The sequence below is a fragment of the Clostridium sp. X genome, from assembly GCF_055755365.1.
Genome location: NZ_CM146912.1, coordinates 2,539,553 through 2,565,183, shown reverse-complemented (window position 1 = coordinate 2,565,183; position 25,631 = coordinate 2,539,553). Strand labels below are relative to the sequence as shown.

The window sequence follows — 25,631 nt, the reverse complement described above, 5'->3', positions numbered from 1 at the left end:
CATTTATTATGTTACTATTTGACCTACATAATCTGAAAGTGTTGCTTCTCGCTCATGTCCTTCATAGCTTTCTCTTAATCTTTGTTCAAGAACATTCTTTCTTTCATCTCTATCTATACGTTTTTCATTGTTTTCTGCATTCATTTTTAACCCACCTTTCTGTCATTATTGTGTCCTAGGTTAAAAAAAATATGTGCATAAATATCCTCATAAGTATGAATATCTTTATTATTTTGGCGGTGTAGTTTTAATATTTTGATGTATATTATCAATAGAAGCTAGTAAGTCATGTACAAAATTTGCACCTCTAGAAATTAAAATCCCTGTTAATATGATTCCAACAAAAGGAATCTTTGAATTTATACCTACAAAAACAAGTATATCCATTCCAGTTGAAATAGCTAGTAATAATCCTACCGCTAATGCACCAATTCTATCAAAATTCACTTTTCCTTTTTGCCATAACATTTTTAAAGTTTCCCATACTGCTTCACCAATCATTGAGATTATAATTAAGCTAAAAAAATTCATTTTTCTCCCCTCCTATATATTTATATGCAGTATAAATTAATAAATTTAACGTATTAAATAAATATATATTAAAGTTTACTTTTTATTTAGTTTACATAATAAAAAGTAAACTAAATAGGTTCAGCAGATGTTATTTCTTTTATTTTGATTTGTTTTCTTTATTCTTGTGCTTTTATCCAACCACTTTATTTAAAACAAGAGAAAATGTACATAAAAATACATTTTCTCTTGTTTTAAACTATTTTTTTATTAAGAATATTCTCTAATCCTAATTTAGATATTTTCTGTTTAATTTCATCTATATCCATAATATACAGACCTAGTTCTTTCATTCTATTAAAATATACAGAACCCGCAAAGGTAAACCTACTCTTTTTATCATTCTCCTCCATAAACATCTTATTTGAGAAGTCAATTATATCCCCAATAACTGTTTCTTTAGGAAGAAGTAATAGTTCTTTGCCTATTCCATATCTAACTGCATTATGTCCTGCAAGAGCCCCAGTACAGATAGCTTCAGTATGACCTACAAATAGTCCAGCCTTTTCTCCAGCACAGAATAAATTATCAATTCCCTTAACCTTCATTGCGTTATCCCTTGGAGTGATTGCAAGATATCTTATTGAATTACCTTTGCCACCAGCATAAGGATCTACATATTTAACGTGTTCTAATCCTTTAATTTTTCTTAATTTATCTAAAGGATAATATGATGTCATTAATTTAACGTGTCCTGTATCAAGAAGTACAACATTTTCAGCAAACTCTTTTAAAGCATATTGTTGACATACTTTTATTTTTAACTTCTCTAAGTTTACATCTTCATTTGGTATCTTTAAAATTACTACACCCTTCTCTTCTAATTCTTTAATAATTTCTTCATCTATACTATCTTTGGATAGCTTACAAGAGCCACTAAATGCCCCATATACTTCATCAGCTCTTTCTCCTCTTAGATCTTCAATACCAGCTCTTTGACTTATACTTATTCTTGGACCAAAAGCAGGACATCTTAATACACACATGGAACATCCATTACCATATCTTAAGCAATTTCCCATTGGCCCAGTTGTCCCTGTAGTTTCTATGAAAACATCACCATCTTGATATCTCCCATCACTTAGGTAAATTCCTCTTATTTTATTATCTTTTTTATCTACATTTACTACTCTAGAAATCAGTTTTAGTTCTATTCCCATATTTATTAGATAATCTTTAACCTCTACCTCTATCTTATTTACATCATAAAGCCATGCATGTTCATGACCTGGGAAGGCTATATTCTTATGCCTACTGTTTTTATCTGTTAACTCAATTAAATCTCCAGCTCCTAGTGCTATAAGTTCTTCACTAGCAGTAAATCTTCCGTTATTTCTCATAATACCACCAACATTACCTAATCCTAATAACATGTCTGTTTTTTCGTATAATACTACATCTGCTCCAGCCTTTTTAGCTGTAATGGCTGCTGCACATCCAGCCCATCCTCCTCCAATTACTATAACCTTCATATTAGTCTTCTCCCTTCAAAAATATATTTAGGATCCACTTGAAGCTTACATAACCTTTTTACAACATGCCCTTTGAATCTGGTAGTACATGCACCACATACCCCTTCTCCGCAGCACATCTTAGCATTATTGCAACAAGAAAAGTTATAATCATCTCCTATATATTCTAAGATTTTATAAATTAAAATGTCAGCCCCAGCACAATGTATTATATTTGGATGTTTTTCTTCTATTAGTTTAGATAATAAGTCTTTTACTTCATTCGTAAGTTCTCCACAGTCAAAAGTAGAACACTCTATTATATCTACTTGATATCTTTTCAAGTATTCTTCAACAAAGTTTTCTTTATATCCACCTTTATCTAGTATTAGAGTTACTTTATTTTCATTTGAACATAACTTTTTTAATACTGGCAACATTGGAGCAAGCCCTATTGATCTTGCAATAATTATTGAGTTTCCACCTTTAGCATTTAATATATGTTTCAACCCAAAATCTCCATTCCAATAAGGCCCTTTTACTGATATATTATCATTTATACTTAAGTTATTTATTTTTTTAGTTTTAACTCCTTGTACCTCTATAGCAAAGTCAATAGTACTGTTATGTGGATTTAAATCTAAAACTGATATAGGAACATCAAAATATTCCTTATACTCTGGATTTCTAAGGAAAACATAACTACCAGGGTGAACTAAAGATTGATATAAATCATAAGGAAGTTTTAACGTCAATATTATTAAGTCATCTTCTATATTTTTCTTATCTACAATTTCACATAGATAAGTTTTTCTTTCCTCTTTTGCCTTACCTCCATTCCAAATGAATTCCTGATATATGCATGTTCCTTTCCAATTAACACAATCACAAAAGGTTTTATTACAAAGTTCTGAACATAAAATACAGTCCCCGGTTTCTGCCAAATGGCAAGGACAATATTCAGTTCCAGCATCTATACAATCAATAATCTCGTACTTCATTCTCATGCCTCCTTAACCACTATATTACTAAAATATTTTATTTCCACCCCTTTTGTTACACACATAACAATAAAAATTAAAAGACTTGTAGATATTACAAATCTTTTAATTTTTATTAATTATATTTTCTTTAATAATTTATACACAATATTCTATTTTTGTTTTATATAATTTACATATATTAAAAAAGTTTATAATATATCTACTCTATATAAAGCTTTTCATAATATTCTTTTATCATTCTATTAATAGAAAAGTACTCTCTAGTACTTCTTATACTTTCTCTCATCATATCATACCATTTTCCCTTATTATTATAATAAGTTGGTATAACTTCATTTAGAAGCACATCATATAATGACTCTAAATCATGTCTATCTAATTCTTCTTCATCCATATCCTGTAATCCAATACCATTTCCAAATTGCCATCCATTTATACCATGCTCACAGGCTTCTGGCCACCATCCATCAAGTATTGAACAGTTTAATACTCCATTCATTGCTGCTTTCATTCCTGATGTTCCACTTGCTTCTAAGGGCCTTCTAGGATTATTTAACCAAACATCAACACCTCTAGTGAGATGAACTCCTATAGTCATATCATAATTTTGTAAAAAAACTATACTGTTTGGATAAATCTTGCTCATCTTATCTAAATTCTTTACAATTTCTTTGCCTTCATCATCAAGAGGATGAGACTTTCCTGAGAATATGATCTGAACTTTACCCTCTTTCAAAAGAGGTTCTATTATTTCTAGTTTTGTAAAAATTAAATTACTCCTTTTGTACGGAGCTGCTCTTCTTGAGAAACCAATTAATAGTTTTTCACTATCTAATCTAGCACCAGTTCTTTCTTCAACAAACTTAATTAGCTCTTCCTTAATTTCCATATGTGTATTCCATAGATCTGCATTTTCTTCATATGCTTTAGTTATTCTTTTATCTACCCAAGTAGAAACATGAATAGCATTTGTAATACCTATAATTTCGCTTCTCCCTGATGTAGCATGCCACATTTTGTTTGATGTTTGTGAATGTAATGCTGCTACAGCATTTGATTTTCTTGATAGTCTTAATGCTGCTACGGTCATATTAAATGGATTTCCACCTAATCGCACCATCTGGTCCATAGTTAAATTATTAAATGCACCCATATATTTAAGAGTTTCTAGTGTATGAGACTCATTTCCTTCAATAATAGGAGTATGCGTTGTAAATACTATTTCTTTAAGCGTTTCTTTCCAGGCTTCTTCAAAACTATATCCTGATTCCATTTTCTCCTTAATAAGTTCTAATGCAGCAAGAACAGCATGACCTTCATTAAAATGATATACATCTATTTTTATGCCAAGTTCCCTAAGTAACTTAATTCCACCTATACCTAGAACTATTTCTTGCGCTATTCTCTCTTCTTTAAACCAGGCATATAGTTGACCTGTTATCCATCTATCTTCCCCACTATTTTCTGAAATATCAGTGTCTAAAAGATAAATAGGATTATTATTAAATTTGTCAATTTTCCATACCTTACAAACTACATTTCTTTGCCTTACTTTAACATTCACTTTTATTCCTGTATCTTCTAAAAAATCATATTCATAATTATGATACGCATCATAAACTTTTCCATCTTCTCCTATATACTGCTCACCATAGCCTTGTTTCCACTTGATTCCAATACCTATTAAGGGTACATTTAAGTCTTTTGCACCCTTTAAATAATCTCCAGCTAAAATTCCAAGACCACCTGCATATACTTTAAAATCTGATTGAAGTCCGTACTCCATGCAGAAATATGCAACTGATGGTAGTTTTTTATTGTCTAACATAAATTCCTCCTTAAATTTAGTAGAATTTATTCTATATAATAATACACTATTATATTTTGTCTAGCATAGCTGCCCCTATTATACCTGCATCATTGCCTAAAATAGCTGTTTCTATCTTACATAATCTTATGTTCTTATATAATTTATGTTTCATAACTTCTTCTATTAAGTTATTCATGAAAATATCCTTACCTGCTCCAACCCCTCCACCTATAGAAATTAAATCTACATCTAGAAAATTGATTATATTATTTATACCTACTGCAAGATATTTGTTAAATCTATTAAGAGATTTTATCGCTACTTTGTCTTCTAGTTTTGCACACTCAAATATTATCTTTGCATCTATTTTATCCATATCTCCATCTACTTTATCCAAAACTACACTTTGTTCTCCACTCATAATTAACTCTTTAGTATATTTAATTATAGCTGTAGCTGATGCAAATGTTTCAAAGCATCCATTATTGCCACATGAACAATCATAGAAATTCTTTCCTATTATCATATGCCCTATTTCTAATGCTGCTCCCCTTCCTCTAAATAACTTACCATCTATAATCAATCCTCCTCCTATACCTGTTCCTAAGGTTATAAGCATTGAATTCTCACTGTTTTTCATACTTCCAAATAAATACTCCCCAGCAGCTGCTGCATTAGCATCATTTTCTATAAGTATTTTTAAATTAGAATTATAAATATCTTTTCTGTTAATCTCATTTATAATTTCTTCTCTAAGGGAAATGTTCTCCCAATATAAATTAACACACTGCTCTACTATACCATTATCATAGTTAACTAATCCCGGAACGCCTATTCCAATTAAACTTACATCTCTTATATTCATTTTATTTTTTAATAATAAATCTCCAACCAACTTCATCATATCGCTAATTATCGGCTTAGCTCCTCTTTTTGCATTAGTCCTAGTACTTATCTTACTTAAAATAATTCCATCATCATTTACTAAGCCAGCTGCAATATTTGTTCCTCCTAAATCGATTCCTACTCTCATGTTAAATCTCCTTTTTATAAATTTACTACAGCACTATAAATAGAGTTTTTTTATAATATGTAAGCTTTTATTCATTTAAATAATTATATCAATAAACTATTTATAATTGTATGCTTTTATACAAAATTAGTATTATATAAAATTTTATTACTTCTTAATATAATAACTAATGCTTAGAAAAATAGCTTTTCTAAGCATTGGTTGGTTTTTAAATTAATTTTTAATGTTAAAACATTGCTTCCACTGATTTCAGTTCTTCTGTACTTATTTCTCTATCTAAGATTTTAATAGTTGTTGGTTCTACTTGTTTTGAACTCATTAAGAATTTGATAAGTTTTAAGTAATTTATACTTCCTATAACCTTCTTAGTGTTCTCTTCACTTAGCACTTCTTGCTTGCCATTTTTATAATTTAGTGCTAGTCTCACAAATCCCCCTCCATAATAAATACTATATTATAATTTATATTCTAATAAATATAAAAAATACTTGCTTTAATACTTTTATATTGTAAACTTTGATAACTAATAGGAATAATGTTATAATTTTATTAAATAATATAAAGAAATAAGGTGATTACATTCTTTACTATGTAGTTGGATTATTAGATATAGATTCTTATAATTATATTGAAGAGATACAAAAATCACTATCTAAAAAATATCATCTATATACAGATTTACCTACTCTTCATGTAACTTTAGAGATTATAGAAAATCCTAATAACTTAGAGGAACTTTGTACTATAGTTAATTCTATCTTAAATGAATTTAAAAGCTTCTCTATTAAAATTGATGGTGCTATTTGCTTTAATCCTCCTTTTAAATCAGTTAATTTAAAAATTCAAAATAAAGATATAATTAGAAGGCTCGTGTACAAATTGAATTATACACTAAAACAAAATGGTTTTAGTGTAAGAGAAAATATTAGTGATTGGGATCTTCATATCTCTCTTGCTAATACTAATTTTTCACTACGCAAATGGACAGAAGAAGAATATAACGAGGCTTGTATGTTTGTAGCCGAAAATAACTATAAAATACTATCAAAAATAAATAAAGTAGAAATATGGAAACCTATAAATGATAAAGATAAAATGGTGGTAAGTAGTTTTTTATTAAAATAAAAAGAAGCAATTGCTTCTTTTTATTTTAGATATTTATTTATAAAATCCTTTATAGTACTGCTTCTTACTCTAATCTCTTCTTTATTTTTTAAGCATTTACTTACAATTAAATTTCCATTTTTATAAATACAAACCTTCCCAAAATTACTTTCCTTAGCTACTGATTTAGGTAATTCCTTAGGATATATAGTTTTAATTTCATAACTTTCATCTTTACCTAGAGGAATGACTATATCTTCATCACAAAATAAGTCAACTTTTATATTATCGTTATAATTAACACTTTCAATAATTTCATCTTTTAAAACTACCTTTTTGAAATCATATTTTTCTTTTACATAATCATATATTTTTTTAGTTTCATTCCATCTTTTTGTACAATTTAATACAACTATAATTATATCACTGTCTTTATTTGCAATTGACGAAACTAAACATTTTCCTGCATTACCTGTATACCCCGTTTTTACTCCATTTGCTCCTGGAATTTGATATAATATTTTATTTATATTCTGATAACTTCTATTAAATCCATATTGCTCTCCATCAACAGTTTTTACTCCTACAATTTTGTTAAACATATCATTTTCTTTTGCAACTGCGGTAATTAAAGCTAAATCGTATGCTGTAGAATAATGGTACTGACTATCTAGTCCATGTGGTGATTCAAAGTGAGAATTAATTGCCCCAATTTGTATTGCATATTCATTCATAAGTTTTAAGAATTCATCTACACTTCCACTAATTCCTTCTGCAATTGCTATTGCTGCATCATTACCTGATCTTAGCATAAGACCGTATAGTAATTCTCTAATAGACACAATTTCTCCTTTTTTATATCCAACTTCTGAACCATGTATATTAGATGCTCTACTTGAAATTTCTACCTTCTTATCTAAATCTCCATACTTTAAAGCAACTAAAGTAGTCATTATTTTTGTAGTGCTTGCAATTGGTATTAACATTTCTGCATTCTTTTCAAACAATACACATTTACTTTTACTATCAATTGCTATAGCACTTCTTGCATCTACATATATGTTTTCTGGTCTAGCTTTTGCAGTATTACATAATAAGCTAAGTATAATTACCACACTGAAACATATGGATGTAACTTGTTTATTCTTCATAATAAACACTACACCTACCTTTCATAGTTATTGTTTTCAAAAATAAAATAAATAATCATGAAATAGATTATATTAATAAATAAATTTGGCAATAATACTAGATAATATGTTTTGTGGAGGAAATATCCGTGACTTGGTTAATAATAATTTGTATAGTAGTTGTAATTATATTTATTCCATTGCCCTTATTTTTAACCTGTAGGTATAAAAATAATAAACTTAATGTGTATGTATATAACATAAAAATATATCCTACAAAAAAAACTATAGACGCTGTGAAAGAACCTAAACCCAAAACTCTATATCCTAAATTAGCTTACCTAAAAACTATAAGACATATATATATATATTCTAATGCTGCTTTATCTAAATCAACCTTAAGATTAAAATCGCATATCTCTTATGGATTTGATGACCCATGTACTACAGCTATCCTATATGGTATCTTTCATAGTGTATCAGAGTATTTGTATATTCTTTTTTCTGATTTAGTTAAAGTTAAAAATTTTAACGTAAGCATAACACCAGTATTTAATAAATCAGTATTTGAATTTGAAATTAAAAGTATAATTTTTATAAATTTAGCTAAAATTATCTATATAATCCTATTAATATATGTTTCATTTAGAAGAGGAGCAAAAAAATATCTAAAACCCGAGGAGGTAATTTAATTGGACACACACCCTATTGAGAGCTTGATGAAAAGCACTTTAGAAAATTTAAAAACAATTATAGATGTAAACACGGTTGTCGGTGATCCTATAAAATCACAGGATGGTACACTTATTATACCAATCTCCAAAGTATCCTTAGGCTTCGCATCAGGTGGAAGCGAGTTTAACAAAAACCATTCTAGAGAAGATCAACATGATTACCCTTTCGGTGGTGGATCTGGTTCTGGGGTTTCTGTAAAACCAGTTGCCTTTTTAATAATCAAAGATGATCTTGTTAAACTTCTTCCAGTAGATCAACAAAATGTTAATCTAGTTGACAAAGTCTTAGATCAAATCCCTAATATCATCAATTTATTTAAAAGTACAGAAGATAAAGATATTGATGAAAAAGAAGTTTGTTTTAAAAAATATGAGAGTGAAGAAGAATAGTCTTATTCTTCTTCACTCTCATATTGAACTTCTTCTCTAATAAATTCTTCTAAAGATGGCATTTGATTTAAATTCTCTAATCCAAAATATCTTAAAAATTCTTCTGTTGTAACATACATTAAGGGCCTTCCCGGAACTTTCTTTTTACCAGATTCTTTAATTAAAGTTCTCTCTTGAAGAGTCTGGATAGCTTTATCACTTTTTACTCCTCTAATCTCGTCTATTTCTATTCTAGTTATAGGTTGTCTATATACTATTATAGCTAAGGTCTCTAATGCCGCTTTAGATAATGATTGTCTTGAATTTGTTTTTAATAGCTTTTGAACATAATGACTATTTTCACTTTTTGTAGCCAACATATACTTCTCATTTGTACTAATTAGTATTATTCCTCTATCATCTTTTTCATATTTTTCTTTAAGTTCTTCTAATAATCCAAGTGTATACTCTTGGCTACACTCTATAAAATCTGAAAGTTCCTTAATATGTAATGCTTCTCCACTAACAAATAATAGAGATTCTATTATAGAAAAATATCTAAATTTACTAGATACTTGATTAATTTCTACGTGATTAATATTGTTATCCTTCATGTATTTTTACCTCTTCTACGTATATTTCTTTGAAATTATCCTCTTGCACTACTGTTACAACTTTTAATTTAATTAACTCAAGTAGAGCTAAAAAGGTAACAACCATTTCTATTTTACTTTCGCATTCTTCAATGATTTGAGAAAAACATAACTTAAGGTTTCCACTAAACCTCAAAGTTATTTCTTTCATCTTATCTTCAATTTTAAACTTATCTACTGGGATTTCCCTGTCTATAGTGTTCTCAGTATTCATTTTATTATAATAATTATTTATTAACTCATTGTATATATTAAATAACATTAATATAGTTATACCTTTTAACATATCTTCTTTATATTCTTTTTTCTCCTCAACTATCTCCGGTTTCTTTAAAAATAATATAGCAGCTGTTTCCTCTTTTTCTTTTAAGAAGTTCGCTACTAATTTAAACTTTTTATACTCTAATAATTTATTAACTAATTCTTTCCTCGGATCCTCATCTTCCTCTATAGTCTCTTTATCTTGTTTTGGTAAAAGTAGCTTAGATTTTATTTCTAGTAAAGTAGCTGCTATAACTATAAATTCTGAAGTAACCTCTAAATCTATTTCTTCTAGATCCTCAATGTATTCTAAATATTGCGTAGTTATATCATATATCTTAATATTATATATATCCATTTCATTTTTCTTAATTAAATGCAAAAGCAAATCAAATGGTCCTTGAAAATTTTCAATCTTTATATTTAACGACATTCAAAATCTCCTCTATATTTTTATAAAAGTATTCTCTATCATTAAGTATACCTGTATTTAGTTTTATTTCTAACAAATAATCTATAATTAGTTTATACTGCTTTCCTTTTTTTATCTTTACACTATTTAAGTCATCTCCAGTAATCTGTAATGAAGCATTCTTGAAATTTTTTAAATAATTAATAATCTTATACTTAAATAAAGCTTCAAAGCTAATTATACTTATTTCATACCTATTAAGATTACTTAATCTTTTAAAAATTTTAAAATTACTTACACTGTCAGTTAAATTCTTATTCATATTAATTATTAAATCTTTATAATTTTTAAAAGCAATTCGCATTTCTCTATCCAATATACTATTATTAACAAATTTATATCTCTGTTCTTCATCAACTATAGAAATAAATAAATTCAGTAATCTGTTATTAATTTCATCATAATTACATAATTCATTTTTTACACCTATTATTTCATTGTTACTTGATAATATTTTAAGATTATTTATTGTGAGAATACTATCTTGCCAAGATTCTTCACTACATATAAGCTTTAGTTCTTTAATAAACCTATCATTACTAATGAGTTTAAATATATCTGAACTTAAACATTTTTTTATTTTCTTCTCATCACTTAAAGAAAATCCATATCTACTTGCATACCTAACAGCTCTAAATATTCTAGTAGGATCTTCATAATAACTATTACTATGAACTTCCTTTACTAATTTTTTATTTATATCTTCTATCCCATTATATTTATCTATAAACACATTATTTGCTAAATCATATGCAATTGCATTTATAGTGAAGTCTCTTCTATATAAGTCATCATATATATGGGATGGTATTACTTCAGGAAGTGCTCCATTAAACTTATAAATCTCTTTTCTACACCTTATAATGTCTATGCTTATACCATTTAAAAACAGTACATTACTCGTCTGAAATTTTTTATAGTAATTATAGCTTTTAACTTCTTTTAAATTTTTTATAATATTAATAGGATCGGTATCTACACATATATCTATATCTCTAGGCTCTATATCTAAAATAATATCTCTTACCATTCCCCCTACTAAATATACTTTAACCTGCTGATTAATACACTCTTCAAATACCATTTCTATTATATCTCTATATTGTTTTGAAATCTTATTTAAAATATTCATTTAAAGTACCCCATTATACTATACTCAGTTAATATTATAATATGAAATACAAAAAGTCTACAGTGTTACACTGCAGACCTTTTATATTTATATTGAACTATCAAATAAATTCATTAAATTATATTTTATGTTATCTAGTATTCCAGAAGTTACTACATCTCTATCACTATACACTGGAACTTTTCCATACAATTTTTCGTTAATATAAACTTCGCAGTATCCTGCTACTTCGTTTTTCTTATATTCCTTTTGATCTGTATTTATTACACACTTCTTTGTAATTTTATTTTGAGTGCCTCTCTCAAGTATTACAGTTAAATCTTCATTTGCTTTAGCAAAGAAAAATTTAGTTCCTTTTTTATTTAAAGTTACTTTTTCTACATCTTCATGTTTAGTTACAACTTTTTTTGCGTCGAACTTAGAAAATCCATAATTCATAAGCATGCTAGTATCTCTATTTCTTACTTTGTAGGTTGGTGCTCCCATTATAACTGATAGCATTCTTAGATTATCTCTAGTAGCTGTTGCAGATATACAATATTTTGCTTCATTTGTAAAACCTGTTTTTAATCCATCGCAACCCTTATAAAATCTAACTAATTTATTATGATTAACTAATCCAATAGGTTGTTTTCTTCCTTCAGAAATAGTCTCCATATAAGTTCCTGTGTATTTAAGTATCTTTTCATGCTTTAACAGTTCTCTTGACATAAGTGCAATATCATAAGCGCTAGATAAGTGACCTTCTGTAGAAAGACCATGACAGTTTTTAAAACTTGTATCTTTCATTCCTAATTCATTCGCTCTTTTGTTCATTAAATCAACAAAAGCACTCTCACTTCCGCCTAAGTATTCAGCTAATGCAACTGCTGCATCATTTCCTGATGCTATTGCTACTCCTTTAATTAATTCTTCAACAGTTCTAACTTCTCCTGTATCTAGAAGCATACTACTGCTGCCATTGCCACCCATTTTTTTAGCATTTTCACTTACTATAATCTTATCATCCATCTTTATCTTACCTGAATCTACAGCCTCCATTGTTAAAAGCATTGTCATAACTTTAGTAACTGATGCTGGTGCAAATTTCTCATGTACATTCTTTTCAAAGATTATCTTACCTGTTGATGGTTCCATCAACACTGCTGATCTAGCATCTACATCTAGATTAGTCTCAGCTCCCTTTGCCTGTATAAACATCATATTACTCGCAAAAATAGCTAATAAAAATATACTTATTATTTTTTTACTCTTTATTTTCATATGTATCCCCTTTCTACTAATTTATGATTTATAAATTTAGTTTTACCATTTTAAATAAGATTATCACAAATTTTTTATATATAAACTTTATATTTAAAAAGAAAAACACATCCTTAGGTACTTTAAGCCCTAGGATGTGCATTTTTATAGATATCAACTATTTTACTTTGTTTTGATATACTTGAATATATCTGTGTTGTAGAAAGAGTATTATGACCTAAAAGTTCTTGTACCGCCTTCATATCTGCACCATTTTGGAGTAAATGTACTGCAAAAGAATGCCTTAGTGTATACGGATTAATTACCTTGTCTATTTTAGCTTCAGTAGCATACCCCTTAATCATCTTCCAAAAACCTTGCCTTGTCATCTTTTCCCCTCTCAGATTACAAAATAATAATTCTGAAGTAGAGCTATTAACTTTGTTTCTGATTTGAATGTATTCTTCTAAACAATTTACAGCAAAGCTTCCAATAGGTACTATTCTCTCTTTAGCTTTAAGTCCTTTACATTTTATATAAGATAATTTTAAATTTATATCAAAAATTCTAAGACTTAGTAACTCAGAAACTTTTATACCTGCTGCATACATAAGTTCTATCATAGCTTTATCTCTAATTCCCTTATAATCACTACAATCAGGAGTATCTAAAAATTTATTAATTTCATCTACCGTTAGTATTTCCGGAATATTTCTTTTATTTTTAGGAACTTCATAATTAATTAATGGACTTTCTGTAATCTTGCCTGACTTTATTAAATATTTATAAAAGCTTCTTATGGCTACTAGGTTTCTTATTATAGAACTATTAGCTTTCCTATTCTTTTTTAAATCTTGCACATAAGCCATAATAGGTATCATATCAATTTTCAACAATTCTTCTTCTCGTTGATCTAAAAATTTAATAAATCTATTTACATCTCTTTTATAAGCTTCTATAGTATTTCTGCTAAGCTCTTTTCTTCCCATTTCATTAACAAAGTCAATTAAATAGTTACTCATATTTTCTTCTCCCAATAGTTTTAGTACTTAATATCTATAACCTAAAAAAACTATTAAATATATAAATATATCTATATATTAGTAGCTCATTTTTAGCTATAGTACTAAGTACAAATGTACTATCTCTGTAATTAGTATAGTTACTTATAACAAAACATAAAATCAAATCTATAACTTTAGGCAAAATTAGTCCTAAAGTCAATATTATAAGATAACACTTTAATATTAAAATTATAAAATCCATCTTTGTTTTTGAAGTACTCATGTTAAAGCACTTCCCAAATTACCAACTATAAGTTTTAACATAGATGGTGTTATATAACCTTCTATAAAAAATCCAATAAACATAAATCCAATAACAAAAATAAAAACAGTTGAATATGTAGTTGCTTCAAGTAGCATATTTTTTCTATTTAATACTTGAGTTGAATTAGTTCTCAATAGAACCAATGAAAATTCTATAGCTAGAACAGAACATATAATTATACAGGGAATATATATAATATTTTGAGGAAATACAACTAGTAAATTTAATAAAATGCCTTTACTTCCTAATCCATTTATAACAAAACTAGACGTAAATCCTATAGTAAATCCTTTTATCAAATTAATAATTAATATTAAAGGTGTCCCTAACATGGTAAGTCCTAGAAACCAAATTACAATTATAATAGAGATATTATTCTTTATAGTTGTAAGTAGAATCTGCTTTTTATCAATTGAGTTTACTGCTGTATCTTTAGAATAATTAATAAACCATCCAACTAAATTATCTTTTTCAACTCTTCCCATATATTTAACTGCATACATTCCTATAACAATTCCTATACATAAAAATAAAAAGGTTAGTATATATATAAACAAATTCTTTCTAATATGATTTTTTAGGTTATGAGTTATTTTATTGTCTTTCATACAACACTCCTCCTCTTGTTATCATCTTTTTAATATTTATGATTACAAGAGAAGTTATATGCATGAATTATATTAATATTGAAGTATTTTATATACTAACTTACTTTATTTTTCAATCTTAATTTATCAGCTACCATAGCAATAAATTCACTATTAGTAGGTTTTCCTTTTCCGTTATGTATTGTATATCCAAATATTTTATTTATTGTTTCTACTTGTCCTCTTGACCATGCAACTTCAATAGCATGTCTTATTGCTCTTTCAACTCTACTTGCTGTAGTATTAAATTTCTTTCCTATAGATGGGTAAAGCTCTTTAGTTACTGCTGATAAAAGCTCAATATCATTCACAACCATACCTATTGCTTCTCTTAAATACATGTATCCTTTTATATGTGCAGGTACACCAATCTCATGAATTATACCTGTTATTTCTGATTCTAAATCTAATGGTTCATTTCTTTTCATTTTAACTTCTTCTGTTTCAGCTACAGATACTGACTTTTTAACTTGATCACTTGAAATAGTATTATTAAACATCTGTCTTATTCTTTTTGTAAATACATCCATATCAAATGGTTTAACCACATAATAGTCTGCACCAAGTGTTATTGCTCTTTGAGTTATTTTATCTTGTCCCACTGCTGATAAAACTATTATTCTTGGCATAGGATCTATATTTATAGTGTTTAGTCTTTCTAACACTCCAAGTCCATCAAGATGTGGCATAATTATATCAAGAACTACTAGGTCTGGCTTTTTTTCTTGTATTAGTTTTATTGCCTCAATACCATCTTTTGCAACTCCTGTAACTATTATATCTCTTTGATTTAACAAATAATCATTTAGAATATTACAAAATTCCTTATTATCATCCGCTATAATCACGCTTATTTTATTATTTTCCATATATTTATCTCCCCTTTGAAATTTATTCCATTTACTACATATATTACTTATTCGACAAAACCATAATTATTCCTTCTTATTTAGAATTATTTTCTAAAATTTGGATAAATTAAATAAATAAAAGATAGCATCTGCTATCTTTTATTTTACTATTGTTTGTTAATAAATGCTAGTTATTTAATTAAAATATCAGCATCCTTAAGCATCCATTCTATATAGATTCCGTAACCCACATCTGGCTTGTTAATTAAAACGTGTGTAACTGCTCCAACTAATTTATTATTTTGAATAATAGGACTTCCACTCATTCCCTGAACAATTCCACCTGTTTTATTTAATAACCTTTCATCAGTTACCTTTATTACCATACTTTTAGGACCAGGTTTATCTTGTGTTAATAACTTCTCTATTGTTATATCATATAATTTAGGTTCAGTTCCATCAATCGTAGTTAGTATTTTTGCAGGACCTTCCTTAATTTCATTTCTTAATGCAATTTGTATAGGTTTATCAAACTTATTATTCTTGATATTTAAATCTCCAGTTCCATAAATTCCACAAATGGTATTTTTATATACCTTACCTAATGATTTATCTTCATTTATAAAAATCCCTCTTAATTCTCCTGGATTTCCTTTTTCTCCTTTTCTAATTGATATAATAGAAGATTCAACAATTTCGCCTTCTCTAACACTTAGTATAGTTCCTGTATCAACATCAGTAATAGGGTGTCCTAATGCTCCAAACTTTTTATTTTTTTCATCATAAAAAGTTAAAGTTCCAACGCCTGATGTAGAATCTCTCACCCATAATCCTATTTTATAGCTATTATTTTCTTTATCTTTTACAGGTATAATTTCTCTTTCTATTGTTTTTTCATTTCTTTCTAAAATAACTTTCAAACTCTTATTCTTATTACTATCTATAATCTTAACTAACTCTTCTGAGCTATTAATGCTTTTTCCATTAACTTTTACTATAATATCTCCTACTTGTATTCCACCTTCAGCAGAGGGGCTCATAACTTTTCCTCTAGAACTTTTAACATCCGAAAGTGCTACTACAAGAACACCTTTGGTATTTAATTTTACTCCTACTGGTGTTCCTCCAGGATAAACATATATTTGAGGTACAGATGTCACTGATACAGACTTTATTGGAACAACTCCTAAAATACTAACATTAAGCATCGTAGTATTTTTTATCAATTGTCTAGAATTAAAATTTTTATTAAGTCTTACAATGTAGTTAGATTTTAATTCTTGACCTTCTCTTAAAAAAATTGTATTTGGTATACTTAGAGTTTTCCAATATAAGCTCATAATTAATATTATCACCGGAATTAAACTCCAGCATATTATGCATTTCCTTCTGTTTTTCATTTTTCCACCTCCTGCATAACATACTTTATTCAAGTTTAATTTACCCCTTTAAAATTTAATTATTCTATCGTATCATTGTCTAGAAAGTAATTTATTTATAATAAAACAAATATATGAAATTTATTTAAATAAAAAAAATTCATAATCATTTAATGATTATGAATTTATTTATTTAAAATTAAATCCTTTTTTCTATCTAATGCGAGCCCTATCATTTCTCTAGCATGTTGCAGTGTTAACTCCGTTATTTTGGAACCTCCAATCATTCGAGCTATCTCATATTCTTTTTCAAATTCATCTATTTTTTTAATATTAGTATACGTCTTTTCAAATTTAGTTTCTTTAATAACTAAAAAATGAGTATCTGACATACTTGCAATTTGTGGTAAATGTGTTACACAAAACACTTGATGCGCATTTGAAATTAGATACATTTTTTCTGCTACACTTTGAGCTATCCTACCACTTATACCTATATCGACTTCATCAAATATTACAGAAGGAATCTCATCTTTATCAACAAATACTGCTTTTAAACTAAGCATTATTCTAGATAATTCTCCACCAGAAACAATTTTATCTAATGGCTTTAATGGTTCTCCTGGATTAGTGGAAATCATAAACTGAACTTTATCCATTCCATTACTATATAAGTTATTATCTAGCTTTACATCTATTTTTATAATACTTTTCTCTAATCCTACATAGTTTAATTCTCTTTTTATATTATCTTCTAGGATATTAGCTATATTACATCTTAAATTATGTATTATATTAGCTTCTTCTGAAATCTGTTTAGTAAGATCTTCTCTTTGTTTCTTTAGTTCTTCTATTATTCTACTACTATCTATAAGTTCATCATATTGATTGGAAATTTTATCTCTATATTCTAAAATCTCTTCTATAGTAATTCCATATTTTCTTTTAAATGAATCTATTAAAAAAATTCTACTATTTATAAATTCTAATTCAGTTTTATCATAGACTATATTTTCTTGAAGATTTCTAATCTCAGCTATATTTTGCTGAATATCAAAATATGACTCTTCTAAAGACTTTATAATACCAGTAAGTTTATCCATATGATTTTCTACTAATTTGAGTTCTTTAATAGCTCTGTTTAAAAGATCATATACCGATAAGAAATTATCTTCGCTATTATAAAGAGTATTATAGCTACTTAATAAACAATTATTTATTTTCTCTGAATTCATTAATATCTGGTATTTTTCTTCTAACTCAGAGTCTTCTCCTATCTTTAGATTTCCATTATTAATTTCATCTAATTGATATTTTAAAAAATCTACTAATTTTTCTTTTTCTCCGTCATTTAAGCCTAACTTCTGTATTTCATTATCTATTTCTAATATTTTTCTAAACTTTACTCTATATTTATCAATATGTTCTTTTAACTTAGCATCTCCAAATTTATCAAGATAATAAATATGAGTAGAAGGATTAAGTAATTGTTGATTTTCATGCTGACCGTGTATATTTATAAGAGTATTTGAGAGTCTTTTTACATCGGATACTAATAAAGATTTATTATTTACTTTAACAATACTTTTTCCTGATTTAAAAGTCTCTCTGCTTATAATAAGTATATCTTCAAATTCTATTTCCATATCTTTCAACATGCTAATAGTTTCACTATTTTCAATTTCAAAAATCGCTTCTACAAGTGTCTTTTCTTCACCAGTTCTTATTAAGCCTTTATTAAACTTATTTCCAAGTACATAATTTATCGCATCAATTAATATAGATTTTCCTGCACCTGTTTCTCCAGTTAATATATTAAGTCCTTGTTCGAAATTAATAGTTAAAGTTTCTATTAGAGCAAAATTATTAATATTTAATTGTAATAGCATATATACTCTCCTATTTGCTTGAAAGCATCTTTTTTAACTTTTTCACTATTTCTTGAGCCTTTTCTTCATTTAAAGTTAAAATAAAAATAGTATTATCCCCTGCAATAGTTCCTGCAATCCCCTCAAAGTTCATGGAGTCAATAGCCTCTGCTGCTGCTGATCCTGAACCTGAAAGAGTTTTTACCACAACAAAATTTTGAACATTTTCAACATTAATAACAGTATTTTCAAAAATACTAGCTAATTTACTTGATAAGAAACCTTCACTCTGAGATATAGTTGCATATTTATATGTCCCTTTTTCTGATAACACTTTAATAAGTTTTAATTCTTTTATATCTCTAGATACTGTTGCTTGTGTGACATCCATTTTACTCTTTTTCAGCTCATCAGCCAATTCTTCCTGTGTCTCTATATCTTCTCTGTTTATTATCTCTAGAATTTTTGCATGCCTTTGTAATTTCATTTTTCATCTCCTTAAAAAAGTATGATTTAAAAAAGCTTCCTTCTTAATACATCGAAGTAATTATATCCATTTATTTTAATCAGTTTACATTTATAATTGTATTTTTTTATCAAAATATCTTGAGAATCCTGCAAATTTATACTTTCTTGACCATCTAATGTTAAATATACACTAGCATTCTTTTTATCTATTTTAATGAAAACTTCACTTTCTCCATCTATTATAATACTTCTTGAATTCATGGAATGTGGGCAAATAGGCGTTAATGAAATTACATCTAATGTAGGATACAAAAGAGGACCTCCTGCTGATAATGCATAAGCGGTAGATCCAGTCGGTGTTGAAATTATTAATCCATCAGAATTAAATGACGTATATAGTGCATTATCTACATACACATCATAGTTTAATATTCTAGACAGTGCTCCTCTTGAAATTACAATATCATTTAAACAACATAAATCACTACTATCATTATTTCCAGTAATCTTTCCTTCTAACATTATTCGCTCTTCTATATTATACTTTCCTTCACTTAAACTTTGAAAGACACTTTCTATATCTGAAACTTCAGAACCTGTTAAAAAGCCTAGATGCCCCATATTTATACCTAATATTGGAACTCCAAATTTTGCTATAGTCCGTGCAGCTCTTAACATTGTCCCATCTCCACCTAAAACTATTAATATATCTAGTTTTGATGACGTTATCTCATTTAAACCTGTAGAATCCTTAAATATTTTTATATTAGCCTCTTTTATATACTTATTAATTTTAAAAATTATATCATCAATAACTTTATTATTTATAAACTTACTGCTGTTAATATTTATTCCTATATTCTTCATATTTCCTCCAATTATAGATTCTCATGTGAAAAATCAACAATTGCATCTACCAGATTCCAGTCAAAATCTTTATCATAATCTTTATCTTTAGTAAAGTATACTAAATATTCTATATTTCCTTCAGGACCCTTTATAGGCGAATGATCCAACCCTATAATCTTTACATTATTCTCAATAAGAAATGTTAAAATACTATTTATAACTTCTTTATGTGTGCTTGCTTCTCTAACCACACCTTTTTTGCCTATTTTTTCTCTACCTGCTTCAAATTGCGGTTTAATTAATGCCACTACTTCACCTTTATCAGTTAGTAAATCTATTATAGGCAAAACTATCTTTTTTAAAGAAATAAAAGAAACATCTATACTAGCAAAATCTGCATATGTTCCTAAATCATCATATTTTAAATACCTTGCATTAGTTCTCTCCATGCAAACAACTCTAGGATCTGTTCTTAACTTCCAAGCAAATTGTCCATATCCTACATCTATTGCAAAAACTTGCTTTGCACCATTTTGAAGCATACAATCCGTAAAACCACCAGTTGATGCTCCAATATCAAGACATACTTTATCTTTCAAATTAATGTCAAAGCTTTTAATAGATCTCTCTAACTTATATCCACCTCTACTTACATATGGCATAGCTTTACCCTTAAATTCTATATCAGCTGTTTCTTTAATCTTCTCACCACATTTGTCTACTCTTTGACCATTAACAAATATATCTCCAGCCATTATGCTTGCTTGAGCTTTTTCTCTTGACTCAAACATATTCTTCTCTACTAAAAGTGTATCTAATCTTTTAGATTTTGACACATTCATATTCTTTCTCCTTTTTTACAAATTCAAATAATATTCTGTATTCTTTTAATAATTCCATCAATATCCATATCATTTAGTTTATATAGTATTTTTGATTCTCCATGTGGTATAAACTTATCTTCAAATCCTATATTTAATATCTCTGTATTCTTTTCTAATGAATTTATGTATTCCAAAACAAGCGATCCTAATCCCCCATGAACTACATTATCTTCAATAGTTATTATTTTATAGTCTTTTAATATTAATTCATTTAGAAGTATTTTATCAATAGGTTTTACAAAACATGCATTTACTATAGATATATCAACACCTAATAAAGTCTTAATTTTTTCCTTAACTTCTACGGCTAATGCTACCATATTTCCTGTAGCTATAATAACAACTTTACCTTCATCACTAATTAGTTCCCATTTACCTTTAGTAAAGTTTTGTTGCGGTGTTAACCTTACTTTATTACTATCTCCACCTCTAGGATACCTAATAGCTACTGGCCCATTTTGCTTAATAGCCCATTCTAACATTCCTTTTAGCTCTTCCATAACTTTAGGTGACATAATAGTTATATTTGGCATATGCGATAAATAAGATAGATCAAAAACTCCTTGATGCGTTTCTCCATCATTCCCTACTATCCCTGCTCTATCTATTGCAAAAATAACAGGAAGATTTTGTTGACATACATCATGAATCACTTGATCATATGCGCGCTGTAAGAAAGTTGAATATACTGCAAATACTGGCCTTAAACCACCTTCTGCCATACCAGCAGCAAGTGTTACTGCATGTTGTTCAGCAATACCTACATCAAAAAACCTATCTGGAAACTTTTCACTAAATTTCTTTAGACCTGTTCCATCCCGCATAGCTGCTGTAATTCCTACTATATTTTTATTTTCCTCTGCTAATTCAATCAAAGCATCTCCAAAAGTATTTGAATAGTTTTGCTCACTAATTTTTGAAACTTTTCCCGTAACTAAATCAAAAGCAGAAATACCATGAAATTTATCCGGGTTTTTTTCAGCAAATGTATAGCCTCTCCCTTTTTGAGTTATAGTGTGGATTAAAACAGGTCCTTTTAATTTTTTAGCTCTAGTTAAAACTTCTGTAAGTTCTCTTATATTATGTCCATCAATTGGACCTAAATACTTAATACCCATGTCTTCAAAAAACATACCTGGGACTAACATTTGTTTAATACCTGATTTAACCTTTTTTAAAGAATCTGCAAATCCACTTCCTATATTTGTTTTTCTTAATAACTCTTCAAATTCATCCTTTAATTTATTATACTTAGGATCAATTCTTATCTTACTCAGATAAGAAGATAATCCCCCTACGTTTTTTCCAATAGACATTTGATTATCATTTAAGATAATTATTAAGTCTGTCTTTCTATATCCTACATCATTTAATGCCTCTAAAGCCATTCCTCCTGTTAGAGCTCCGTCTCCAATAACTGCTACAACACTGTAATCATCTTTTTTTAAATCTCTAGCTCTAGCCATTCCTAAAGCTGCAGAAATAGATGTACTACTGTGTCCTGTTTCAAAAACATCACATTTACTTTCACATCTTTTAGGAAATCCGCTTATTCCACCCAATTGTCTCAAACCATCAAAGTTATGTTTTCTACCTGTTAATATTTTATGTACATAAGTCTGATGACCTACGTCCCATACAAATTTATCATAATTTATGTTAAAAACCTTATATAAACTTAATGTAAGTTCTACTACACCTAAATTCGATGATAAATGTCCTCCAGTTTTCGAAACCTTATGAACTAAAAAACTTCTTATTTCTTGTGCAAACTGTGCTATTTCAGAAAAAGTCATCTTCTTTAATTGATCACTATCTATATAAGTATCTAGTATATTATTCATAATGTTATCTTCCTTTTTAAACGACATACGCTAACCTATACAATCTTAAATAAAACTTTTATATTTAATCATGACTGAGTCCATCTATAGGAATTATATCATACAGATTTACTTATTTCAAAATCACCTTAAAACCTTAAAGTTTATCTAAAGATATGTAATTCTATAATATTTGCTTATTCATTCCAGAAACTAAGAAAGAATTTTCCTCATCATTAAGCTTCTCTCTTAGTAAGATATCGTGTCATATCTTTTAAATAAGTACAATCCTTAGAGATTTTTCCTAAGAGATTTAAGCATTCTTGTGTTAATTCATCACACATATCAATACACTTATCTAATCCAAACTTAGATACAAAAGTAATTTTATTATTATTTTCATCACTACAAGACATTTTTCCCATAATATTACTATCACCAATTACATCAAGTATATCATCTTTAATTTGAAAAATAAGTCCTAGTTTTTCTCCGTATTTATTAAGTAATTCTATATCTTCACTTGGTGCGTCTGCTAAAATAGCTCCAGATACTATTGAAGCTCTTATTAATTCTCCAGTCTTGTGCTTATGCATATAATAAAGCTGTTCATCACTTATGTCTTTATTCTCACTTAAAATATCTACTACTTGACCACCTATCATACCTTCTACACCTGCTGCTTGAGCAATTAAAGAACAAGCTTCTAATGAATTTTCTTTTATTGTACTGTTTAAACAGAAATTCAGCATTATGCTCATTGCACAATTTAAAAGTCCATCTCCTGCAAGAACCGATATTGCCTCTCCAAAAACTTTATGATTAGTAGGTTTTCCTCTTCTTAAATCATCATCGTCCATGCATGGTAAGTCATCATGTATTAAAGAATATGTATGTATCATCTCAACAGCAGCAGCTATAGGTATAATATGTTGATAGTCATTTTTATATATTCTATATGTATAAAGCATTAAAAGAGGTCTAACTCTTTTCCCTCCAATCTTAATGCTGTATTCCATGGCATTATAAATTAACTTATTATATGTACCCCTATCTTTAAATGCCTCATCTAACCATGTGTTTACTTCTATCTTCAGCTTTTCCATATCCATATCATTCATCGCCCTCAATAAAATCTTTTTCTCCGTTTTCTGTTAAAACCTTAACCCTTGTCTCTGCCTCATTTAAAATTTTAAACATTTTATTACATATATTGATGCCTTCTTCATAATTCTTCATAGATTTTTCTAAATCCAGTCCTTCATTCTCCATATCACTTAGGATACTATCTAATCTATTAAGTAATGCCTCATAAGAATCTTTTTTCTTTACCATAATTCCTCCATAAAGCTTTTTTATTTAATATATTATTTAAATTTATTTACTAGTAGCTTAATTTCACCTGATTTTAGAGTAATCTTTATGCATTCATTTAGTCTAATTTGACCTATATCTGTAATTATATTACTATCTTCATCTTGTACTATTGCATAACCCTTATTTAATACATTTAAAGGGTTATGAGCACATAATAATGAATTCATTTTTTTAATCCGCTCTTTTTCTTTGTCTATATTACGGCTTATTATATATTTAAATCTTTCTTTTATATTATCAATTCTACTATATTCATTTGCAATAAGATTCATGGGATTATTATTCCCTATTTTTTGTAATGCCATTTGTATATTAATATTCTCAATTCTAATTTGATGTTTAATATGTTTATATAATTTAAATTGTTTTTCTTTTATTCTATCTTGTAATTCTTCTAAATTAAAAACTGCTATTTCTGATGCTGCAGATGGAGTAGATGCTCTCTTATCACTAACAAAATCAGCTATTGTAAAATCAGTTTCATGTCCTATACCACTTATAATGGGTTTACTACACTTATATATTTCATAAGCTAGTTTCTCATCATTAAATGACCATAGTTCTTCAATAGACCCTCCCCCTCTAGCTAAAATTATTACATCAACATCTTCTCTACTCTCTAAGTATTTTATTCCTTTTATTAGTTGTTCCAAAGCATCTTTTCCTTGAACCAAAGAAGGGTAAATCAAGATTTCTATCTTAGAATTTCTTCTTCTTGCAACATTAATAATATCTTTAATTGCCGCTCCTGTTGGAGATGTAACAACTCCAATCTTCCTTGCATACTTTGGAATTTCTTTCTTATGCTCTTCATCGAAAATGCGTTCTTTTAAAAGCTTATTTTTTAAATTTTCGAAGGCAATAAATAAATTTCCTATACCTTGTTTCTCAATACTTTCACAGTAAAACTGATATGACCCATCTTTTTGATATACTGAAACCCTACCTACTACAACTACACTATCTCCATTTTCTGGAACAAAAGTTAACTCCTCTGCAAAAGCTTTAAACATTATACAATTAATTTTACTTTGCTCATCCTTTAAAGAAAAATATATATGACCACTACTATGGACTTTAAAATTAGATATTTCACCCTTAATACAAGAATTTTTTAATATAAAATCATTATCTAATATTTTTTTTATATAGCTATTAAGTTGAGAAACAGTTAAAGTTTTTAGTTGCATC

28 protein-coding genes are annotated in these 25,631 nt (G+C 27.9%); 3 read left to right on the top strand and 25 right to left on the bottom strand.

All coding sequences use genetic code 11. From position 1 onward, the window contains the following. Positions 1 to 6: 6 nt before the first annotated feature. The 7 genes from ACX0KU_RS12980 to ACX0KU_RS12950 form a co-directional block, all read right to left on the bottom strand. Complete coding sequence (locus ACX0KU_RS12980) at positions 7 to 144, bottom strand: hypothetical protein (protein ID WP_472990400.1); 138 nt, start codon at positions 142 to 144, stop codon at positions 7 to 9. Between the two features lie 84 nt (positions 145 to 228). Beyond that, positions 229 to 531: a hypothetical protein gene (locus tag ACX0KU_RS12975; protein ID WP_472990399.1), complete on the bottom strand. Its 303-nt coding sequence runs from the start codon at positions 529 to 531 to the stop codon at positions 229 to 231. A 233-nt stretch (positions 532 to 764) separates the two neighbouring features. Continuing rightward, entirely contained in the window at positions 765 to 2,042 is a 1,278-nt protein-coding gene (locus ACX0KU_RS12970; RefSeq protein ID WP_472990398.1) for an FAD-dependent oxidoreductase, read from the bottom strand. After that, a complete protein-coding gene (locus tag ACX0KU_RS12965; RefSeq protein WP_472990397.1) occupies positions 2,039 to 3,022 on the bottom strand; it encodes a sulfide/dihydroorotate dehydrogenase-like FAD/NAD-binding protein in 984 nt (327 codons plus the stop codon). Before ACX0KU_RS12965 ends, ACX0KU_RS12970 begins: the two co-directional genes overlap by 4 nt. Before the next feature lie 202 nt (positions 3,023 to 3,224). Beyond that, positions 3,225 to 4,853 carry an alpha-glucan family phosphorylase gene (gene glgP, locus ACX0KU_RS12960; protein ID WP_472990396.1) on the bottom strand — a complete coding sequence of 543 codons (1,629 nt, stop codon included), beginning with the start codon at positions 4,851 to 4,853 and terminating at the stop codon, positions 3,225 to 3,227. Between the two features lie 49 nt (positions 4,854 to 4,902). After that, the gene (locus ACX0KU_RS12955; RefSeq protein ID WP_472990395.1) at positions 4,903 to 5,868 is read right to left on the bottom strand and encodes an ROK family protein; all 966 of its coding nucleotides are present in this window, start codon (positions 5,866 to 5,868) and stop codon (positions 4,903 to 4,905) included. A 226-nt stretch (positions 5,869 to 6,094) separates the two neighbouring features. Next, positions 6,095 to 6,295: a hypothetical protein gene (locus tag ACX0KU_RS12950; protein WP_472990394.1), complete on the bottom strand. Its 201-nt coding sequence runs from the start codon at positions 6,293 to 6,295 to the stop codon at positions 6,095 to 6,097. Positions 6,296 to 6,447: 152 nt separating this feature from the next. Between ACX0KU_RS12950 and ACX0KU_RS12945 the strand changes: the two genes are divergently transcribed. Next, positions 6,448 to 6,993, top strand: a complete 546-nt coding sequence (locus tag ACX0KU_RS12945) for a 2'-5' RNA ligase family protein (protein WP_472992452.1) — start codon at positions 6,448 to 6,450, stop codon at positions 6,991 to 6,993. A gap of 20 nt (positions 6,994 to 7,013) precedes the next feature. On the opposite strand, the gene ACX0KU_RS12940 is transcribed toward ACX0KU_RS12945, so the two are convergent. Then, positions 7,014 to 8,123 carry a D-alanyl-D-alanine carboxypeptidase family protein gene (locus ACX0KU_RS12940; protein ID WP_472990393.1) on the bottom strand — a complete coding sequence of 370 codons (1,110 nt, stop codon included), beginning with the start codon at positions 8,121 to 8,123 and terminating at the stop codon, positions 7,014 to 7,016. Positions 8,124 to 8,251: 128 nt separating this feature from the next. Between ACX0KU_RS12940 and ACX0KU_RS12935 the strand changes: the two genes are divergently transcribed. Both ACX0KU_RS12935 and ytfJ read left to right on the top strand, forming a co-directional pair. Next, positions 8,252 to 8,794: a DUF2953 domain-containing protein gene (locus ACX0KU_RS12935; RefSeq protein WP_472990392.1), complete on the top strand. Its 543-nt coding sequence runs from the start codon at positions 8,252 to 8,254 to the stop codon at positions 8,792 to 8,794. After that, positions 8,795 to 9,226 (top strand): GerW family sporulation protein, encoded by a 432-nt coding sequence (ytfJ, locus tag ACX0KU_RS12930; protein ID WP_472990391.1) that lies wholly within the window; start codon positions 8,795 to 8,797, stop codon positions 9,224 to 9,226. Positions 9,227 to 9,228: 2 nt separating this feature from the next. Here the strand turns inward: ytfJ and scpB are convergent, their stop codons facing one another. The 17 genes from scpB to xseA all read right to left on the bottom strand — a co-directional run bounded on the left by scpB (position 9,229) and on the right by xseA (position 25,630). Beyond that, a complete protein-coding gene (gene scpB / locus ACX0KU_RS12925; RefSeq protein ID WP_472990390.1) occupies positions 9,229 to 9,819 on the bottom strand; it encodes an SMC-Scp complex subunit ScpB in 591 nt (196 codons plus the stop codon). Continuing rightward, a complete protein-coding gene (locus ACX0KU_RS12920) occupies positions 9,809 to 10,552 on the bottom strand; it encodes a segregation/condensation protein A (RefSeq protein WP_472990389.1) in 744 nt (247 codons plus the stop codon). The genes scpB and ACX0KU_RS12920 overlap by 11 nt, the downstream gene beginning before the upstream one ends. Next, positions 10,530 to 11,723, bottom strand: a complete 1,194-nt coding sequence (locus ACX0KU_RS12915; protein ID WP_472990388.1) for a tRNA nucleotidyltransferase/poly(A) polymerase family protein — start codon at positions 11,721 to 11,723, stop codon at positions 10,530 to 10,532. Before ACX0KU_RS12915 ends, ACX0KU_RS12920 begins: the two co-directional genes overlap by 23 nt. An 87-nt stretch (positions 11,724 to 11,810) precedes the next feature. Beyond that, positions 11,811 to 12,926 (bottom strand): D-alanyl-D-alanine carboxypeptidase family protein, encoded by a 1,116-nt coding sequence (locus ACX0KU_RS12910; protein ID WP_472992451.1) that lies wholly within the window; start codon positions 12,924 to 12,926, stop codon positions 11,811 to 11,813. 182 nt (positions 12,927 to 13,108) lie between these two features. Beyond that, entirely contained in the window at positions 13,109 to 13,987 is an 879-nt protein-coding gene (gene xerD / locus ACX0KU_RS12905) for a site-specific tyrosine recombinase XerD (protein WP_472990387.1), read from the bottom strand. A 34-nt stretch (positions 13,988 to 14,021) separates the two neighbouring features. After that, entirely contained in the window at positions 14,022 to 14,252 is a 231-nt protein-coding gene (locus ACX0KU_RS12900) for an endonuclease III (protein WP_472990386.1), read from the bottom strand. Beyond that, positions 14,249 to 14,902: a stage II sporulation protein M gene (spoIIM, locus tag ACX0KU_RS12895; RefSeq protein ID WP_472990385.1), complete on the bottom strand. Its 654-nt coding sequence runs from the start codon at positions 14,900 to 14,902 to the stop codon at positions 14,249 to 14,251. The genes ACX0KU_RS12900 and spoIIM overlap by 4 nt, the downstream gene beginning before the upstream one ends. A gap of 95 nt (positions 14,903 to 14,997) precedes the next feature. Continuing rightward, positions 14,998 to 15,810 (bottom strand): sporulation transcription factor Spo0A, encoded by an 813-nt coding sequence (gene spo0A, locus ACX0KU_RS12890; protein ID WP_472990384.1) that lies wholly within the window; start codon positions 15,808 to 15,810, stop codon positions 14,998 to 15,000. A gap of 173 nt (positions 15,811 to 15,983) precedes the next feature. Beyond that, the gene (gene spoIVB, locus ACX0KU_RS12885; RefSeq protein WP_472990383.1) at positions 15,984 to 17,192 is read right to left on the bottom strand and encodes a SpoIVB peptidase; all 1,209 of its coding nucleotides are present in this window, start codon (positions 17,190 to 17,192) and stop codon (positions 15,984 to 15,986) included. A 164-nt stretch (positions 17,193 to 17,356) separates the two neighbouring features. Next, the gene (gene recN, locus ACX0KU_RS12880) at positions 17,357 to 19,060 is read right to left on the bottom strand and encodes a DNA repair protein RecN (protein ID WP_472990382.1); all 1,704 of its coding nucleotides are present in this window, start codon (positions 19,058 to 19,060) and stop codon (positions 17,357 to 17,359) included. Positions 19,061 to 19,070: 10 nt separating this feature from the next. Next, positions 19,071 to 19,526 (bottom strand): arginine repressor, encoded by a 456-nt coding sequence (locus ACX0KU_RS12875; RefSeq protein WP_472990381.1) that lies wholly within the window; start codon positions 19,524 to 19,526, stop codon positions 19,071 to 19,073. Positions 19,527 to 19,552: 26 nt separating this feature from the next. Beyond that, positions 19,553 to 20,374, bottom strand: a complete 822-nt coding sequence (locus ACX0KU_RS12870; RefSeq protein WP_472990380.1) for an NAD(+)/NADH kinase — start codon at positions 20,372 to 20,374, stop codon at positions 19,553 to 19,555. An 11-nt stretch (positions 20,375 to 20,385) separates the two neighbouring features. After that, entirely contained in the window at positions 20,386 to 21,198 is an 813-nt protein-coding gene (locus ACX0KU_RS12865; RefSeq protein WP_472990379.1) for a TlyA family RNA methyltransferase, read from the bottom strand. A gap of 23 nt (positions 21,199 to 21,221) precedes the next feature. Beyond that, positions 21,222 to 23,084, bottom strand: a complete 1,863-nt coding sequence (gene dxs / locus ACX0KU_RS12860; protein ID WP_472992450.1) for a 1-deoxy-D-xylulose-5-phosphate synthase — start codon at positions 23,082 to 23,084, stop codon at positions 21,222 to 21,224. A 215-nt stretch (positions 23,085 to 23,299) separates the two neighbouring features. After that, entirely contained in the window at positions 23,300 to 24,175 is an 876-nt protein-coding gene (locus ACX0KU_RS12855) for a polyprenyl synthetase family protein (RefSeq protein WP_472992449.1), read from the bottom strand. Position 24,176: 1 nt separating this feature from the next. Next, positions 24,177 to 24,398, bottom strand: a complete 222-nt coding sequence (locus ACX0KU_RS12850) for an exodeoxyribonuclease VII small subunit (RefSeq protein ID WP_472990378.1) — start codon at positions 24,396 to 24,398, stop codon at positions 24,177 to 24,179. A 32-nt stretch (positions 24,399 to 24,430) separates the two neighbouring features. Next, entirely contained in the window at positions 24,431 to 25,630 is a 1,200-nt protein-coding gene (gene xseA / locus ACX0KU_RS12845; protein WP_472990377.1) for an exodeoxyribonuclease VII large subunit, read from the bottom strand. Position 25,631 lies beyond the last annotated feature (1 nt).